General features: G+C 36.6%; 5 protein-coding genes. 4 read left to right on the top strand and 1 reads right to left on the bottom strand.

Annotation, left to right across the window (positions count from 1 at the left end; all coding sequences use genetic code 11):
• Window positions 1–14,893 (top strand): hypothetical protein (locus HN894_13460; GenBank protein ID MBT7144330.1); only part of this gene is annotated, 14,893 nt, incomplete at its 5' end.
• Between the two features lie 126 nt (window positions 14,894–15,019).
• On the opposite strand, the gene HN894_13455 is transcribed toward HN894_13460, so the two are convergent.
• Window positions 15,020–16,807, bottom strand: a complete 1,788-nt coding sequence (locus HN894_13455) for a DegV family EDD domain-containing protein (GenBank protein ID MBT7144329.1) — start codon at window positions 16,805–16,807, stop codon at window positions 15,020–15,022.
• A 223-nt stretch (window positions 16,808–17,030) separates the two neighbouring features.
• Between HN894_13455 and HN894_13450 the strand changes: the two genes are divergently transcribed.
• The 3 genes from HN894_13450 (at window position 17,031) to HN894_13440 (ending at window position 20,391) form a co-directional block, all read left to right on the top strand.
• Complete coding sequence (locus tag HN894_13450; protein MBT7144328.1) at window positions 17,031–18,050, top strand: branched-chain amino acid aminotransferase; 1,020 nt, start codon at window positions 17,031–17,033, stop codon at window positions 18,048–18,050.
• 936 nt (window positions 18,051–18,986) lie between these two features.
• Entirely contained in the window at window positions 18,987–19,766 is a 780-nt protein-coding gene (locus HN894_13445; GenBank protein ID MBT7144327.1) for a hypothetical protein, read from the top strand.
• Window positions 19,767–19,776: 10 nt separating this feature from the next.
• Window positions 19,777–20,391: a hypothetical protein gene (locus tag HN894_13440; GenBank protein ID MBT7144326.1), complete on the top strand. Its 615-nt coding sequence runs from the start codon at window positions 19,777–19,779 to the stop codon at window positions 20,389–20,391.
• Window positions 20,392–21,488: the final 1,097 nt, after the last annotated feature.

The raw sequence follows: 21,488 nt of genomic DNA, 5'->3' as shown, positions 1-21,488 counted from the left end.
CTGGACAACAACAGGAAACATAGATTATGTTGAAATTTGGTACACAACCGATTATGGAAATATTTGGAACTACATAGATGACCATGCATACAACGATGGACAATTTGAATGGACAGTTCCAAATATATCTACTTCGATGGCTCAAATCAAGATAAATATGTTTGGCGATCCAACAGTTGCCGATGTTAGCAATACTGCATTTACAATCAATCCTGTTTCAAATTCTGTAACAATTATTTCCCCTAATGGTGGAGAAGTTTTAACAGCAGGAACAGTAGATACAATTCAATGGTCCTGGACAGGAACTTTCACATACGGAGCAGTTGAAATTTGGTATTCTACCGATGGGGGAAATATTTGGAATATGATAGATGATTATGCCCAAAATTCCGGTCAGTATGCCTGGACAGTTCCAAATGTTGCAAGTACTAATACCTTAATTCAAATTAATGAGGTTTATAATTCTACTGTTGTTGATGTTAGTGATAATGCCTTTGAAATTGCTGCTCCTCTACCAAACACTATTTCTATAATCACTCCAAATGGTGGTGAAACTCTTACTGGAGGAAGAAATTACAACATTAGCTGGACAACAACAGGGAGTATTGATTATGTTGAAATTTGGTACACAACCGACTATGGAAATATTTGGAATTATATAGATGACCATGCTTACAACGATGGACAATTCGAATGGACAGTGCCAAACATCTCAACTTCAATGGCTCAAATAAAAATAAATATGTTTGGGAATACTTCAGTGGTTGATTATAGCAATACTGCATTTACAATCAATCCTGTTTCAAATTCAGTAACTGTTACCTCACCAAATGGAGGAGAAGTTCTAACTGCAGGAACAGCAGATACTATTCAGTGGTCATGGACAGGAACTTTTACATACGGAGCCGTAGAAATATGGTATTCTTCTGATGGGGGAAATATTTGGAATTATATTGACGATTATGCTTTAAATAATGGTCAGTATGTTTGGACCGTACCAAATATTCCAACTACAAATGCCTTGATTAAAATAAATGAGGTGTATAATTCTACGGTTGTGGATGTGAGCGATAATATGTTTGAGATTGCTGTTGCAGTTTCTAACCCAGTTACTGTGACAGCACCAAATGGTGGAGAAACTTTAACAGGCGGATCAACTTTCGATATAAGCTGGACTAGCGATGGTTCAATAACCTGGCTAGACCTCTACTATTCAACAGATGGCGGTAACAATTGGGTTTTTATTGCTGACCACGAAACAAATGATGGTTCTTTTAGTTGGACAGTTCCAAATGTGACAACATATAACGCAAAAATCATGATTACAGAATTCAGCAACTCCAATGTTTATGATATGACTGATGGACAGTTTATTATCAACGCAGTAACAAATTCGGTTACAGTAATTTCGCCAAATGGAGGTGAAGTTTTAACAGCAGGTTCTGTAGATACAATCCAATGGTCATGGACAGGAATTTTCACATATGGAGCAGTTGAAATTTGGTATTCTACCGATGGAGGAAATATTTGGAATATGATAGATGATTATGCTCAAAATTCAGGTCAGTATGTTTGGACAGTTCCAAATGTTGCAACTACAAATGCCTTAATTCAAATTAATGAGGTTTATAATTCTACTGTTGTTGATGTTAGTGATAATGTGTTTGAAATAACTGCTGCTCCTACCAACAGCATCACAATAATTTCTCCAAACGGTGGTGAAATATTAAGTGGAGGAAGCACATACAACATCACCTGGAACTCAACCGGCAGTTTCGATTATTTAGAAATTTGGTACACAACCGATAATGGAAATATTTGGAACTATATTGACGACCACGCATACAACGACGGGCAGTTTGAGTGGACTGTGCCAAACTGTTCAACATCTATGGCTAAAATCAAAATCAATGAGTTTGGAAACAGCTCAGTGGTTGATGTCAGCAATTCTTTATTTACAATAACTCCAACACCAAACTCAATAACAATTACTTCTCCAAACGGTGGAGAAACTTGGGCAGCAGGTTCAGTCCAAAACATCCAATGGTCCTGGACAGGAACCTTCATTTATGGAGCAGTTGAAATTTGGTATTCTACCGATGGAGGAAATATTTGGAATATGATAGATGACTATGCCCAAAATTCAGGTCAGTATGTCTGGACAGTACCAAATGTTGCAAGCACAAATGCCTTAATTCAAATTAATGAAGTTTATAATTCTACTGTGGTAGATGTTAGCGATAATGTGTTTGAAATTTCAACTACTATACCAAACACTATTTCAATAATTACTCCTAATGGTGGCGAAACTCTTACTGGAGGGAGCAATTACAACATTATCTGGACAACAACAGGAAACATAGATTATGTTGAAATTTGGTACACAACCGATTATGGAAATATTTGGAATTATATAGATGACCATGCTTACAACGATGGACAATTTGAATGGACGGTTCCAAATATATCTACTTCAATGGCTCAAATCAAGATAAATATGTTTGGCGATGCCACAGTTGCCGATGTTAGTAATTCTGCTTTTACCATCAATCCGGTTTCAAATTCAATTACAGTAATTTCGCCAAATGGAGGAGAAATTTTAACAGCAGGTTCTATAGATACAATCCAATGGTCATGGACAGGAACCTTCACATACGGAGCTGTAGAAATTTATTATTCAACCGACGGAGGAAATATTTGGAATATGATAGATGACTATGCCCAAAATTCAGGTCAGTATGTTTGGACAGTTCCAAATGTTGCAAGCACAAATGCCTTAATTCAAATTAATGAAGTTTATAATTCTACTGTGGTAGATGTTAGCGATAATGTGTTTGAAATTTCAACTACTATACCAAACACCATTTCAATAATTACTCCTAATGGTGGCGAAACTCTTACTGGAGGAAGCAATTACAACATTATCTGGACAACAACAGGAAACATAGATTATGTTGAAATTTGGTACACAACCGATTATGGAAATATTTGGAATTACATAGACGACCATGCTTACAACGATGGACAATTTGAATGGACAGTTCCAAATATATCTACTTCAATGGCTCAAATTAAAATAAATATGTTTGGCGATCCCACAGTTGCTGATGTTAGTAATACTGCTTTTACTATCAATCCTGTTTCAAATTCGATTACAGTAATTTCGCCAAATGGCGGAGAAGTTTGGAATGTTGGTACTACTCACGACATTAGCTGGACTACCACAGGTGCCATTTCTTATGTTGAAATTTGGTACTCTGCGGATAATGCAATAAATTGGAACTACATTGATGATTATTCAATTAACGATGGTCTTTACGAATGGACTGTTCCAAATAATATTACCACAACAGCCCTTGTGAAAATTAATGAAGTATTCAATTCATCGGTTGTAGATGAAAGTGATACTACTTTCGAAATAGCTGCATCAAGCCCATTTACAGTGATAACTCCAAATGGAGGAGAAGTTTTAACAGGAGGAAGTACATATACCATAACCTGGTCCACTTCCGGATATTCAGGGAATTATGTAGGTATCCTATACTCTACTGATGGAGGTGCAACATGGGGTACAGTTGATGATTTTCATTTTAATAATGGATTCAAAGAATGGACAGTGGCAAATGTAGCTACAACAAATGCTTTAATAAAAGTCCACGAAGTTTTCAATCCTGCAAATGGGGATGTAAGCGACGCACCATTTACTATTGATGCAATTCCCAATTCAATTACAGTTACCTCGCCAAATGGTGGTGAAGTAATAAGTGGCAATAGTACGTATAATATTACATGGACTAGCACTGGCTTGATCAATAATGTCGAAATATGGTATTCATCAGACGGTGGACAGGTTTGGAATTACATTGATGATTATTCATCCAATGATGGATTATACGAATGGGATGTGCCAAATAATTCAACTGCAAATGCACTGGTTAAAATCAATGAAGTTTATAACAATTTGGTTATGGATATGAGCGACAACACATTTGAGATAGTTGAAGTAATCCCAATAACTATTACCACTCCTAATGGAGGTGAAATTCTGACTGGAGGTAGCACCTACAATATTACATGGATAAGTGATGGTTCGTTTAGTTATGTCGATCTATATTATTCTACTGATGGAGGCTCGAATTGGGACATGATTGCTGATCATGAAGAGAATGATAGCATCTATACATGGAATGTCCCAAACATTGCAACAACAGATGCTATGATTGCGATCACAGAATACAACAATACAAATATCTATGATTTTAGCAATGCACCTTTTACCATCAATGCGGTAACTAACACTGTTACGGTTATTGCACCTAATGGCGGCGAAGTATGGACTGCTGGAAGTGTTCAAAACATTACATGGACTTCAATAGGAACAATCAGCTTTGTTGAGATTTGGTATTCATCTGATGGTGGACAAGTCTGGAATTATATTGATGACTACTCACAAAATGATGGATTGTATGGGTGGACTGTCCCAAATGTAACGACAGTAAATGCTCTGGTCAAAATCAATGAAGTATATAATACAGCTGTAGTTGATGTTAGTGACGCTTCATTTGAGATAAATCTGGCAGTATCCAATCCAGTAACAATTGATTCGCCAAATGGTGGCGAAATCCTTACTGGAGGAAGTAGCTATGATATTATCTGGACAAGCGACCAGTCAATAACATGGCTCGACTTGTACTATTCTACCGACGGAGGTATGAATTGGAATTTAATTGCCGACCACGAAACCAATGATAGCAGCTATGCCTGGAATGTTCCAAATATTTCAACTACAAATACTTTAGTTAAAATCACGGAATTCGGAAATTCAAGCATATATGATGAAAGTGATGCAGTATTTACAATCAATGCTATACCAAATACAATTACAGTGCTTTCGCCAAATGGAGGTGAAAGCTGGGCTGCCGGAAGTGCACAGTATATTTCATGGACAACAAGTGGCTCAATTTCCTATGTCGAAATTTGGTATTCAACAGACAATGGCTCAAACTGGAACTATATTGACGATTATTCTCCAAATGATGGAGTATATGAATGGACTGTCCCGGCTATTGCAACTACTGAGGCTTTAATTAAAATCAATGAAGTATTCAATTCGTCGGTTGTAGATGTGAGCGATACAACCTTTGAAATAACAGTTGTAGCTCCAAATTCAATCACAGTACTCGCACCTAATGGTGGGGAAGTATTAGTGGAAAATAGCAACTATAATATTAGTTGGTCAACGACCGGGCAATTCGATTATGTTGAAATTTGGTATTCGGCAGATGCAGGAAACACATGGAATTATATTGATGATCACTCGCTCAACGATGGAATATTTGAATGGATAGTTCCAAATATATCTACAGCAAATGCACTCATTAAAATCAATGAATTCGGAAATTCATCAGTTGTTGATATTTCCGATGCAAATTTTGAAATCAGCACTGCAATAAATTCGTTAACTCTAACACATCCAAATGGGGGAGAGCTCCTGACTATATCGGCTACATATTATGTTGTCTGGGAGTCGATAGGAAATATTAGCAATGTTGACCTCAGCTATTCAACGGACTCTGGGGCTACATGGGATTCCATCGCATCAAATGTACCCAATAATGGACTTTATTCCTGGGAGATTCCTAATACACCAAGTTCAAACGCTCTTGTTAAAGTATTAGAAACAGGCGATCCTGCTGTAGCTGATATAAGCGATAGCACTTTTACAATTACCTCCACTTTTTATAGTTCACTTATGGTACTTGCACCTAATGGAGGAGAAGTCATAACAGGAGGTAGTTCATACGAAATTACTTGGTCATCAGTTGGAATGATACCTTACGTAGCTCTGTTCTATTCTATTGATAATGGTATAAACTGGATTGTTATTGACACCTATCTGGGAAGCAATGGGCCTTATTCGTGGAACGTGCCTAATATAAATTCACAAAATGTATTGGTTCGGATTGAAAACCAGTTTGACCCATCTATGGGCGATAATAGCAATAATGTATTTAGCATAAGCTCGCCCTTAGGCAATTCTTTAACTGTAACTCAACCTGATGGAGGTGAAATATTAACAACGGGCTCCAGCGTTGATATCACATGGACTTCTACTGGATCGATAAGTAATGTAGATATTTTATATTCGATTGATGGGGGTAGCAACTGGTCAGTAATTACTAATAACACGATCAACGATGGGATATATACATGGCAAGTGCCAAACGATACTTCTTCCACTGCGCTGATATCTATTCGTGATGCAGGCAATGTGAATACCTCCGATGAGAGCAACAGCACTTTCACCATTACCCAAACTGGTCCATCAATTACTATTACATCTCCAAATGGTGGTGAGGTGTGGCCTGGAGGCAGCTCACATAATATTACCTGGACAAGCACCGGGTCAATTACTCATGTTCAGGTTGCATATTCCCTCAATGGTGGCCAAACATGGATTTATCTCTCCGTTTATGGAGCAAATTCAGGTACCCTTTCATGGACTGTTCCTTATGTTAATTCAACCTCAGCATTGGTAAAAGTAAATGATGTATTCAACCAAAACACAACAGACATAAGCGACAACAGTTTTGTAATTGGTTCGCTACCGGCTCAAATCACAATTCTTTCACCTAATGGTGGAGAAACATGGGCGGGAGGAAGCACACAAAACATAAGTTGGACAAGTACAGGAGCAATACCTTATGTTGAAATCTGGTATTCGCCTGATGGTGGACAAACCTGGACTTATCTCGATGATTATGCTGTTAACGATGGCCTTTTTGAATGGACAGTGCCATATGTTTATACCACCACTGCAGTGGTAAAAATAAATGATGTAACCTATCCATATGTGGTTGATTATAGTGATGGCCCATTTACTATTACATCTGTACCTGCCGAGATTACGATACTTTCACCAAATGGTGGTGAAGTATGGGCTCCGGGAACTATCCAGGATATAACTTGGTCCTCTACTGGTAATATTAATTATGTTGAAATTTGGTATTCTATAGATGGAGGAGTTAACTGGAGTTATATAGATGATTATGCACTTAATGATGGACTTTATGAATGGACGGTTCCTAATGTTTCAACAGTTAATGCAAGGGTCAAAATAAATGATGTATTAGATATTAGTGTCTGGGATGTTAGTTCTTACGATTTTGAAATTAGTACCGTAACTACATTAACTGTCCTCTCTCCAAATGGTGGTGAAGTACTAAATGTGGGTTCAAATTATAATATCACATGGTCATCTTATGGATCTGTGAATAATGTTGATATATATTATTCTACTGATGCCGGGGTGAATATTACACAAGTTGCATTAGGAGTTGCTAATACAGGATCTTATAGTTGGCAGGTACCTAATACACCTACATTAGATGGAATTATTGTTATAGCAAGTTCTACTAATTCTAATATATGGGATTACAGTAACAGTCCTTTTACGATTGGTGCTGTTGCTGAATCTATAACTGTAAATTCCCCCAATGGTAATGAAGTCTGGACATCCGGTACTACCCAAAATATAACCTGGTCATCAACCGGAACGATTTCTTATGTAGAGATTTGGTACTCTACGGATGGAGGTCAGGTTTGGACTTACATTGATGATTATTCCTCAAACGATGGCTTGTATGAATGGACTGTTCCCACAGTGTCAACAGTAAATGCGTGGATAAAAATCAATGATGTTGCCAATGCAGCCACTGTGGACTTGAGTGATGCAGCCTTTGAAATTACCACTACTTCACCCAATACTCTCACAGTAGTTACCCCTAATGGTGGGGAAGTCTGGGACGGAGGAACGAATGCCGACATTCTTTGGACATCAACAGGAACCATTGCAGAGGTAGATATTTATTATTCCTTAGATGGTGGCGGCAACTGGTCGTTTGTGGCCAACAATACCCCTAATGATGGAACCTATACATGGCTTGTTTCAAATTTGCCAACCACGAATGCCATTATCGCAATTATTGACTCCAACAATCCGAATGTTAGTGATGTCAGCGACTCTAGCTTTACGATTAGCGCAATTGCACAAACGATTACTGTCACATCACCCAACGGTGGAGAAGTTTGGTCCATCAGCAGTACACAAAATATTACCTGGTCGACAACCGGGCAGGTCAATTATGTGAAAATTTGGTATTCGATCGATGGAGGTAGTAACTGGACTAACATCGCCCCCTATAACCCCAATACTGGATCGTATGCATGGACTGTACCCAATGCACCATCTACAAATGCCTTGATTAAAATCGAAGATGTTAACAATGCATCCATTGTGGATGTGAGCGATACTACATTTGAGATTGGTGCTGCATTGCCAAACTCAATCACCGTGGTCACTCCCAATGGCGGAGAAATCCTTCCGGGAGGAAGCTATTACGATATCACCTGGTCGAGTACCGGGGTAATCAACTATGTTGAAATTTGGTATTCGACGGATGGAGGAACTAACTGGACCTACATTGATGATTATTCAGCAAACGATGGATACTACTATTGGAATGTAGTAAATGTCAATACGAGTAATGCCCTTGTTAAGATAAATGATGTGTCAAACTCATCTATAGCAGATGTGAGCGATAATGCATTTACAATCAATGCGATTGCAAATTCTCTAACTGTTATCTCACCAAATGGTGGTGAAGCACTTGCAAATGGAAATGTTTATAACATCACCTGGTCTTCTACCGGATCGATTTCCTATGTTGAGATATGGTATTCTCCAGATGGAGGGATGTCATGGAACTACATAGACGACCATGCCTATAACGACGGACTTTTCGAATGGACAGTGCCAAACGTAACTGCTTCATTTGCACTAATTAAAATTAATGAGTTCGGGAATACTTCTGTCATGGATATCAGCGATTCCTACTTTTCTATTAATGTTGTTTCTAATTCAATTACGTTAATTTCTCCAAATGGAGGTGAAGTTTTTAATGCCGGAACGGTTCATATTATTCAATGGTCTTGGACAGGGACATTTACCTATGGAGCTGTTGAACTTTGGTACTCGACCGACAATGGTGTGAATTGGAACTATATAAACGACTATGCCACAAACAATGGGCAATATGCCTGGACAGTTCCAAATATAACCACAACCACTGCCTTAATTAAAATTAATGAAGTGTATAATTCTTCTGTAGTAGATATTAGTGATAATGTATTTGAAATTGCAGCGGCTACTCAAAATTCTATCACAGTACTTACTCCAAATGGTGGTGAAGTTTTGACTGGAGGTAGCAACTACGATATCACCTGGTCATCGTCCGGCACGATTAACTATGTAGAAATTTATTATTCTACTGATGGCGGTAGTACCTGGACTTATATTGATGATTACTCACCAAATGATGGAATCCATACTTGGAATGTTGAAAATATCAGTACCACAAATGCTCTTATTAAAATCCATGAGATATTTAATTCCTCGGTATCTGATATTAGTGATAATACTTTTACTATAAATGGAATTCCTAATACGCTTACTTTAACTGCACCAAATGGTGGTGAAGTATGGACAGTTGGCAGCACGCAAGACATAAGCTGGTCATCAACAGGATCAGTTAATTATATTGATGTTTCCCTTTCCACAGATGGAGGTATCAATTGGTTCTATATTGGCGAATACTTGTATAATGACGGGCATTTTGAATGGACAGTTTTAAATTATCCAACAACTAATGCAATGCTCAAAATTAACGATGTATATAATCCCACGGTCATGGATGTTAGCGATAGTAATTTTGAAATTGCTCCTTATACAACTGGTATAACCGTTTTAACACCTAATGGCGGAGAATCATTGATTGGCGGCAGCACTTATGATATTACATGGAGCTCCACTGTTACGATTCCATACATAGAAATTGCTTATTCTACCGATGGAATCACATGGACATACGTTGCAAGTTTTCAAGCTAACGATGGTATTTATAGCTGGAATGTTCCAAATATAACATCACCTACAACTTATATTAAGGTTTTTGATCAATACTCAACTGCTGTTACTGATATGAGCGATAGTTCATTTTCTATAACTCCTCCGGCTTCAAATGCCATATCTGTTATCTATCCAAATGGTGGAGAGGTTATAGGTCCTGGTTCTATTGCATATATTTCATGGTCATCAGTAGGATCTGTGGATTATGTTGACATATATTATTCTACAGATAGTGCAGCTACCTGGAATTTAATTGCAGGTAATTATTATAATTATGGTTCATACAATTGGGTTGTTCCATTTGTTTCATCTACCAATGCTTTAATTAAGATTGTTGATTATGCTGATGCAAATATATTTGATATTAGCGATCAGGTATTTGAAATTGATACTACCCTTGCAACAACAATTACTTTGATTACTCCGAACGGTGGAGAAGTATTGACGGCTGGAAGTACATATAATATTACCTGGACTACAACAGGGACAATGTATAATGTCATGTTACATTATTCGCTTGATAATGGTTCAACATGGATATTAATCTCAGATTATGAATTAAACAACGGCTTGTATTCATGGCTTGTGCCTTCAGTATCATCTGTTACTGCCTTAGTAAAGATTACTGGAATTGGAGGAATAAATGATATTAGCGATACTGCTTTCGAGATTGCACCTCCGGCACCAGCAGGCATTACAATAAATTACCCGAATGGTGGTGAAGTAATAACAGCCAACGATTGGTCATACATTTCCTGGACTTCTTCCGGAATTATTGGCAACGTAATGATTCACTATTCAATCGACAACGGGACCAACTGGATTATGCTGAACGATAATGTTCAAAACTCAGGTGGATACCAGTATATAGTTCCCAATGTTTCGAGTTCCCAATGTCTGATAAAAGTGCAAGAACTGGGAGGGTCAACAGTGTTCGATGTAAGCGATTCGGTGTTCACTATTCAGCCTGCAACACCTGCCAGTATAAGCATAAATTACCCGAATGGTGGCGAAGTTATAACAGCCAACGATTGGTCCTACATTTCGTGGACATCGACCGGTGTATCGGGCAATGTAATGATTCACTATTCAATCGACAATGGGACCAACTGGATTATACTGAACGATAATGTTCAAAACTCAGGCGGATATCAGTACATAGTTCCCAATGTTTCGAGTACCCAATGTCTGATAAAAGTGCAGGAACTGGGTACAGGAATCAACGATATTAGTGATGCAGTATTTGCTATTTCAGAGGCTTCCAACATTTCGATATTATATCCTAATGGAGGCGAAATAATTGAAACAAATTCTAATGATAGCATCAGTTGGATATCAACAGGATTTATTGATTTTGTTGATATTTATTACTCACACAATGCCGGATCAAACTGGTATCTGATTGAAGATTCTGTTGCAAACAACGGGTACTTCCAATGGACACCAAATATGGTTTCAGCAAATTATTTGATTAAAATTGAAGAATTAGGAAATTCCTCCATTTTTGACATTAGTGATCAAATTTTTGAGGTAGGTTCAATAGCACCAATTGAGTTGCTTTATCCCAATGGCGGGGAAGTATTTCTTGGTGCAACATTAGATTCAGTTCTCTGGAATTCCAATGGAAATGTCAATTTCAACGACATCATGTTTTCTTCCGATGGCGGAACCACATGGTCGTGGGCAGGCGATGCTCCGGCAGAATGGGAAACCGTTGCTTGGGCAATTCCAAATATAAATTCTACTACATGTTTGTTGGCATATGGAGGTGATACTAGTTCAAGCTATTTCACAATTATTGAGAACCTAAATTCTATTACTGTGCTTTCGCCAAATGGTGGTGAAGTATATCAGGGAGGCGACACACTCCTTGTAACTTGGGATACTTCAGAATGTAGCACTGTTCCACTAATTGATTTTTACTATAAGCTCGGATACAACTTCACACTTATAGCAAATGTTCCCAACACTGGATCCTTAAAGTATTTGCTGCCGAACGAGGCTACTACTACTGCTGAAGTGAGATTACAATTAAATGGAACTGCAATTTATGACGATTGCGATGCTCCATTTACGGTTACTGAAATTGGAATTACAGTGCTTTCGCCAAATGGTGGAGAAACCTTTACAGGTAACGATTCAACATTGATTTCATGGAGCCAAACAGGCAACTTCGACGGAGTTGAATTATCCTATTCGCCGGACAATGGTAGTCATTGGGTGATTATTGAAGAGAATGTGAGTGGCTTGTCATATCAATGGACAGTGCCAAACATTTTCACAGAAAACTGTATAATTAAAGTCAACAGAGTTGATGTTACAAAAGATGAGAGCAATTCCGTGTTCACCATCAATAATGTACCAGTTTTGCCATGGGATTCAATCCACACACTAACAACTTCTTATGTGCAGTATCATCAGTGGCTAAGCGAAAATATTGGATTTTATAATGCAGACCAATTTCCTTCCGGAGTATATTCATCAGCTTTCAATACCATTAATAAAACCATTGATGGAGGACTTACATGGAGTTTGACTAATCCAATTCCATCATCTTACCAGTCATTGCCTTTAACTATTTTTGGAGCATGGTTTTTCGATGCAAATAATGGTTTAGCAATTGGTCATCCACCACAATGGGGTACGCACAATTGGAATACCTATTCTACTTCCGATGGCGGTATGAGTTGGACTTTGGTCTCAGATACTATCTTCTCCGATTTTAGTACCTATGATAATTTTGGATTGCAAGATTTTGAAATGCTAAACGCAAATGTTGGTTTTGCCAATGCAAGGACTTACAATGATCTGCTAGGTGCAATGCAGGATGTGGTTTTCCTAACTGCCGACGGTGGATTGACATGGGATGTGCAAGTCACGCCTGGCCTTACTTTCCTTAATAGTGGTGAATTTGTGAATGAGTCTATAGGATTTGTTATGGATGCCGATAATGTTTACAAAACAACTGACGGAGGAATAAGCTGGACAGTAACACTTCCCGTTACCGGAGGAGGAGTAAGCAAAAGTATAGACTTTGTGAACGATTCTGTTGGTTATGTAGTTTCAAGATACAATGGTAGTTATTTTGCTATTATCCGCACTACCGATCAGGGTTTGAGCTGGGATCAACGAAATGTTCCGCCAATCTCTTATATCTATGTTGGAGAAATGGATTTCTTTAATATGGATATGGGATTATTGTCGAGTACGGCAACCGGCGGGGCTTCAGGAATTTGGCGAACTTCAAATGGTGCTTTAACATGGGAAACAGATTCTATAGTAGCTACACTTCCATTATTTAAAACCGACAAAGCAAGCGATATTGTAATGGTCAATGAAACAATAAATTATGCAGTTTTAAGTGGCATGATAATTAAAGCTGGCGCTGATAATCCTCCAATCCAAACAAATACATGGACATTTACAAACACAGGGAATTCGCATACCATTCTGATTCCTAATTCTACTCCGGTTACAATAGATGGAACTCAAATTTTAGTGGGCGATTACCTTGGTGTTTTCTATGATTCGCTTGGTAGCCAGATCTGTGCCGGATTCGCCGAGTGGACTGCACAAATTCAATCTATCACCGCATGGGGAGACGATCTGCAAACAAGTCAGCAAGATGGTTTTGCCAACGGAGAAGTATTCCAGTGGAAAATATGGCGTGCAACTGATGGAGTTGAGTATAATGCCACTGCAACTTATATTCAACCTCCGGCAATGCCAAATACCGGAACATTTGTTACAAATGGAATAAGTGGGCTTCTTTCGCTTGAAGCTGCAAATGTGGACAATCAATTTATCAATATTCCTCTTGGCTGGAGCTATTTCTCTACATATATCGATCCTTTCGAAGCAAATTTATTCGATATTTGTGCACCATTTATCTCTGATGTGGTTATAATAAAGGATGGCTTGGGTAGTACATTTTGGCCACAATATCAAATTAATCTAATTGGAGATATTACAATTGGAGAAGGATATCAGATTAAACTTGCGTCAGCAAATACAATGAATGTTATAGGGCTTTCCATACAACCGGAAAATACTCCGATTACAGTTGTTCAGGGATGGAGCTTTTTAGGATACTTACGTGAAAATCCAGGACCTATCGATCTAATGTTAAATACTATAGTTCTCGAAATCATTATCGTGAAAAATGGCCTCGGTCAAATATATTGGCCACAATGGGGCATTAATCTCATAGGAAATATGGTGCCAGGCGAAGGTTATCAAATAAATATGAGTACACAACAAAACCTAATATATCCGGCTAATTCCATAGTTTTTACAAAGCAAGAAATATATCAACCACCTTCAATTCATTTCAAAAAAGCCAAAAATACAGGCAATAATATGAGCCTTGGTTTGATTACATCAAATTATGATTATGGTTCTGAAATTGGAATCTTTAATCAGGCGGGAATTTTAGTTGGTTCATCTGTTATTAAGGGAGAATTTACGGCTATCACTCTTTGGGGCGATGACGAAATTACTCAGGATATTGATGGTTTGCAGGAAGGCGAGAAATTCGTTGTACTACTTTGGAATGGAGAAGAAAGAATTCTAGAGATTGATTCCTGGATAGAAGGTGATGGCAACTATGAAAAGAATAAAATTTCTGTAGCAGATATTTCCTTAAACAACTATTTCGAGATTTCCGGATATTATCTAAATCAGAATGCTCCCAATCCATTTTCAAATGAAACGGAATTTAGCTTTTTCATACCTGAAAAAACCATGGTGGAGTTCTCAATTTACAATGTGTTTGGCGAAAAACTGGCTATCCTCAGGAATAATATCCATGAAGCAGGGAAGCATACAATTCAGTTTGACGCTGAGAAATTGATAGCAGGAACTTATTATTTTAGGCTGAAGACCGAGAAAATTTCCAGAACTAAAATGATGATTATAATTAAATAAATGAAATTAGCTTCTCTTGCTGATTTAGATTAGTCTTTTTTGAAATAATTCTAAAAAACGTCAAGAACTTGCATAAGCTTGTTTTTGGCGTTTTTTTATTTCACAAATATTGGTTTTGATTCAAAATCACTTCAACATTACGGAAACTCCAATAGTTCCCGGACCGGTATTTACTCCAAGAACCGGCGAAGCTTCACTTATCCAGATTGGTTTTTTACCTACCACTTTTTCGAGTTGGCTGGCATACAATTCTGCTGAGGCTTTGCAGTTTACGTGCGAAATTGCATAATCATATATTTCGTGCTTCTCTACCAATTCTTTTACTTTGTCAATTAGTTGGTTCATACATCCTTTTTCGCCGAACGATTTTTTCAAGGCTTCAATCTTCCCATTTTCATTTACATATAACAGAGGTTTCAAATTCAGAAAATTCCCGATTGCTCCTTTCACCGGATTCAGTCGCCCACTTTTCACTAAGTATTTAGTAGTTTTTGTCGTAATAAAAACTTTGGTTTTCTGAATCCAATCATCTACTTTTTCAACAATGTCCTTTTGTTGAGCTCCATTTTCAATTTCTTTCACAGCCCGCAAAACAATTAATCCTAAACCTCCGGTAACTCTTTTTGAATTGATTACATCAAATTGTTTATCAGATTGATTTGCAATGACATGTGCAGCTTTTGAACTGTTCGACCAAGTTCCGCTCATTTCTTTACTAATATGAAATGAGAGTACCGAATCATAAATCGTAGAAAGATAATTGTATTTATTATAAAAATCTTTGTATGCCGGCTGAGCTGTAGAAGGATATTCTTTCGATTTGTTCAGTAGATTTATAAAACTTTTTGATGAAATTGTGGTACGGTCCAGAAAATAGTTTCGACCGAAATGAACCGATAGAGGTACAATGTGAATTTGATATTTCTCAATCAAATCTTGTGGAATATCCGAAGTAGAATCGCTTAGAAAACCTATTTTTGAAACTTGATTTTCAACTACACTGTTTTGCATTACCATATCATCAACTTTTTGATGTGTTATGGTTCCATGTTTATATAAGACTTCAAAAACATCAGCAGGTTTGTCGGTATGAATATGAATTCTTAACTTCGATTTTGAACCTGCTATAACTAAGGAATCGCCTTTATCTTGAATTATAGATTTTAGTTTTTCTTTATCAATATCAACATCCATTATCAAAGCTTCTGTGCAATACCTGAAGGTTATTTCTTCATGCGAAATTAGATTGAACTTTTCTGCTTTCACAATATTTCTGAGAGGTAAGATTTTCCTGATTTCGCCATGCGAAAAGAAATCTATCATTCCTTCCAAAAAAACTACAAATCCTAATGCCCCGGCATCAACTACTTTCGATTTTCTTAAAACCTCAAGTTTTTCAGTAGTTTCCGATAACGATTTTTTTGCAAATTTATAAGAATCAATTATAAGTTTCTGGAAAGTTTCGCATTGTTCTTTAATTGTACTAATACCTTCAGCCCATTCTCTGATGACTGTAATCATTGTGCCTTCTACGGGATTAGATATTGCATCGTAAGCATACTCTACTGCTTTATTTATGGCAATATCAAAATTATTGATACTCAGGTCATTTTCACCTTCAATTTCGTTTCCAAAACCATATAAAAATTGTGCGAAAATAATACCTGAATTTCCCCGAGCACCTACAAGTGCTGCGTCTGCCAAAGCCGTGGCAGTTTGTTTTATACTATCGGTAGGAATTTCAGTATCAATTATAGATTGCATTGTCGATGCCATATTTGTTCCAGTATCGGCATCAGAAACCGGAAAAACATTGATTTTATTCAAATATTTTTGATGATTGAAAATTTGCTTGGCTCCTGCCAAAAAACTATAATACAACCGTTTCCCATTTAACAAATCTTCTTCTTTCAAAATAATTTCATTTTAATTTCTCAGGCCGCAAAGGTAATAAATAATTGAATTAGCAAAAACCCAATATATCATCCTGAATCATAGCAGAATAACTTTTATTTTTTGACAAACAATTTCGAGCAAAATTGTTTCAGTATTAAAGATTTTTGGCGATTAGGAAATTTGTTGATTACAGGAATATTATTTAATTTTGGAGAATTAAAAATGTATTAAAAACTATAATATGGAAAATATTAAATGGGGAGAACTCCCTTTCGGATACTTAAAAACAGATTATAATGTACGCTGCTATTTTCGCGATGGCAAATGGGGCGAATTAGAAATTTCATCTTCCGAGCACGTTGACATACATATTGCTGCAACCTGTTTGCATTACGGGCAGGAATCCTTCGAGGGCATGAAAGCATTTATGGGCAAAGATGGTAAAATTCGTATGTTCAGATGGCAAGACAATGCTCACAGAATGCAGGCTTCGTCGAGAGGAATTATGATGGCGGAATTGCCTGATGAGATATTTGAGGCAGCTGTAACTAAAGCCATTCAAATGAACAAACGATTTGTGCCACCATATGGCTCAGGAGCTTCATTATATATTCGTCCTGTTTTGTTTGGCTCAGGTCCACAAGTTGGAGTTCAGCCTGCAAAAGAATATGCTTTTATAGTTTTTGTAACACCAGTGGGACCTTACTTTAAGGAAGGTTTCAAACCTGTAAATATGTTAGTAACCCGCCAGTTCGACAGAGCTGCTCCACAAGGAACCGGGAGCATAAAAGTAGGTGGTAACTATGCGGCAAGCCTGCGTGCAATGCATATGGCACATAAAGAAGGTTTTGCTTCAGTTTTGTTTTTAGACTCGAAACATCATAAATATATTGACGAATGCGGGCCGGCAAACTTTTTTGGCATAAAAAACAATACATACATAACACCAAAATCCGATTCAATTTTACCTTCGATTACAAACAAAAGCCTAATACAACTTGCCGAAGAGATAGGGCTAAAAACTGAAAGAAGACCAGTTGAAATTGATGAACTTGCTACTTTTGAAGAAGCCGGAGCTTGCGGTACTGCAGCAGTAATTAGCCCAATAGGAAAAATTATTGACAATGATACTGCTAAAGTTTACGAATACTCGACAGATGGAAAACCTGGACCGGTTTCAATTAAACTTTTCGAAAAATTACAAGCTATTCAAAATGGCGACGAGCCCGACAAATTTGGCTGGATAAAAGTTGTTGAATAGAAATTAAATAACAACATATTTAAAAATAAAGGCTCTTCTCTCAGAGCCTTTTTTGTTTTAATATCTTAGGGATAATACTAATTTCTCAATCCTCCTTTTGAGTAAAGCCCCCCCTTTAACTAAATAGTTTTTTCATATGTGTTTGTAATTCAGTAATCAAAAGATAGTTTTACGAAAATTATTTGAGGGCTTATTACCTACATAGTTAAGCCCATGATCAGGATTTTCGAAAAGTATTGTTTCCCAAATAATTTGATGCCACCATAGCATCATAAGTTAGAGCAAACTTATTAATAAGATTTTGATTTGCATAAGATTCTCCAACCAAAATAATTTTGACAAAAATATTAGACCTTGGTACTTATTCCATTAACTAGTGTCATGTCAAGCATAAAGTTTCGGTTAAGTTGCAGTTATTTTTCTGTTTTACGAAATAAAAAAAAGTAAGCATAGCCTTAGCTAAGTGAGTCTTTTTTTTACAAAGCAAAACTGGAGAAGAACAAAACTTGGGCTGAAAGATTATGCTTGACATGACACTAGAGAAATTGTTACTTTTTCATTAAGAAAAAAAATAGAATCAAAATTGGAATTCTATTAGTAAAGCCCAGATTAATAATATTTTAATCATTTGAAATTGAATTGTTCTTCTATCAAGAAAAAGAAAAAATAGTATTTGAGAGCCTTTTTCTAAAGAGAACTTCTAAAAATAGCAAAGTTCGAGACCTAAGAAATTTAAAACCACAGTCCCGATTTGTTGGGATGAGGATTTTGAAAATTTGAAACAATTAAGAAATTTACATTTATAGAGGTTCCAATAAAATGCCTGCCGGAAAACATGAAGCAACCCAAATATGAAAAATTTCATCAATGGGTATTAGAAATTATGAAGTTACGATAATTACAAATGAAGTATAAACAATTAATCTACTTTTAATTATGAAAAGACTTATTCCTCCCTTGCTTTTGATATTTCTATTTTTGGTTAATCCTCGAATTGTTTTTGCTCAGGATTCAGCAAAACTATTCATCGAAGCGGAATCAGGATTCAGCATTCATAGCTGCGAATCAAAACAGTACGGCTTTATCAGAGGAAGTGTTGATGTTTCTACCTATGGGATTAACGAAAGCGATCATTTACTTAATCTTTCTTATCAAAAATGGCATGTTGGAACAAAAACAGAGTTCAAGCCTGCAAATAAGAAGTTTAGTTTGGTTTTAGGAGTAAGATTTTCACAGTCAAACAGCATTTTAAGTAAATCAGGAGGTAATGATGATAACACAAGTTTTTTCTATCTACTAAACAAACAAGAAGGCACAACCACTGAATATTTAAAGGTTAAAAAAGTTGTTAGAAACTCTAATTACATAGGGCTTCCTTTTGAAATTAAACGCAATTTGTTCGATTTGTTTGGCATGAAATTTTATGTAAAAGGAGGGACAGAAATCAGTTATTTGTTAAACACTCACGACAATGTAGTTTTTTACAACAACGATATGGAAGTTTACGAAACAGATGTATCATCTAAATTCTCATCTCCTAATAAATGGCTGGTTATGATGTATCTGTCTGGTGGTGTAACAATAGGTAATCCCGATAAAATGCATATGTCTATCGAAAGTTTTATGCCCTCAATTTTTGTAAGCAAACAAGTATCTGGACTGGTCGAACCTCAAAATGGGTCAGGTATTCAAGCTTCAGTTAAATTTCCTTTTTAAATCCATTATTATGAAAAAAATAGTTATTGGTTTATTAACAATTAGCATACTTATGATATCCTGCTCAAAAGATATGGAGCTGGAACAATCAATATTTATTGCTGACCCTGAATTTCCGGGTCTTCCGGAATACTCGGAATGGGGCTACAACACTTTTGGTGCTTATTATGACCGAGAAGTTTTTGTTTCGAACACCATGGAAATTCCATTGAAAGTAATTGTAACTTCCGATACAACAAGCTTTTCATTTAAAGGACAAAAGGGAGGTTCGATAAACTATTACAGCTCGGAAGCCATGAATATCCGCTTTATAATACCAGGGTTTTTCCCAATGCAGTATTCCGACTTAATTGTCTTAAACGAATCGACAGTTGACATTGGCGAGCTGGGAGGCGATATAGAAATATATATTAACAACAATCGTGTGCAGGCTACAATCCTAAATGGAATTCTAAATTTTAACAGAGTACAACGATTGGTAGTTGATGATCAGGAAATGCAACTTATTTTATCTGGATATTTCTTTTTTCAAGCCATCATCAACGGAGAGCCCATCTCTATATCGAATGGCCGATTTGATGTGGGTGTTGGTGCAAGCAATTTTTTCGATTTAAGTGCACTATAGTAGGAGCATTTATTTTTCATACACTATGTGTAGTTTGTAAACTCGCATAACTGCAGAAATAGCATGATCCAAGAAAGTAGTGTGGGCATAAAATCAAATAATCAGAAATTGCTAATTATTAATATAGGGGACTTCTAAAATAGTATAGTTCATGGTATAAGAAATTTGCATTTTTAGAAATTCCCTATATCTAATTTTATTGATACTGCAAATTGACCTGAAAAGGTCATATTGTAAAAGCATAGGCTTAAAAGCTTATGAAAATAATTGATGGAACGTGCAGGCTGAAAGTCTGAATTGTGATGTTGTGTTTGTTATCTCCTGTTTTCATCAATTGGACACCCATATTGTAAAATTCAAAATCATAAATGCTTGATATTCAGCAAGGATAATTTGAAGCGATGACGACTCGCACAAAACAGGATAGGCTATAAATAGAATAGAAGCTCAAATATGTGTATTTTTCGCTGCATATTCTGTTTACAAAGAATTAGAGCGTACATTATATTTAGACGACTCATCGCTTTCAATAATGAAAGCTGCTAAACTTACATATAACAAGTATTAAATTGAATGTCAGCTATCTGGCTCCAAAGAAATCGAATCTCAACTTTTAGCCCATCTTTCGCACTCAACGCATAAGTGCGTGAAAATCAATAGCCCCAGTCGATAGGCACTACACAAGTGGACTGAACTACATTTTTAGATATACGATTATGTTTTCTTCATATTTTGAAAATCAATGTCAAGTAGCTGATATGTTTTTTTGTATTACTATGGGCTTGCCTGATTCCGTACCAAGTGATACAATAAGAGGCTGCTTGACTTTTGCTCCAACACGATAGGCTTTAACTAATTGATACATAAATATATGCGATATATTCGTATGCTTTTCTCTAAAATACATATAACAAAATTTTAAACCCGAAAGCTACAATATACATTTCACACAACCAAATATGCTGATTATTTTAACCCAAGTTGAGAACAATATTTTATATCTGCCTACATATGAGCATATTACGTTCATAGGATTCGTTTTTCGGGTACTACGGATTTTGTAATTTCAATATTTTCAACGAACTAAATTTCAAGTT

Source organism: Bacteroidota bacterium, from assembly GCA_018692315.1.
GTDB lineage: Bacteria > Bacteroidota > Bacteroidia > Bacteroidales > JABHKC01 > JABHKC01.
This window is presented reverse-complemented; position numbering and strand designations above follow the sequence as displayed.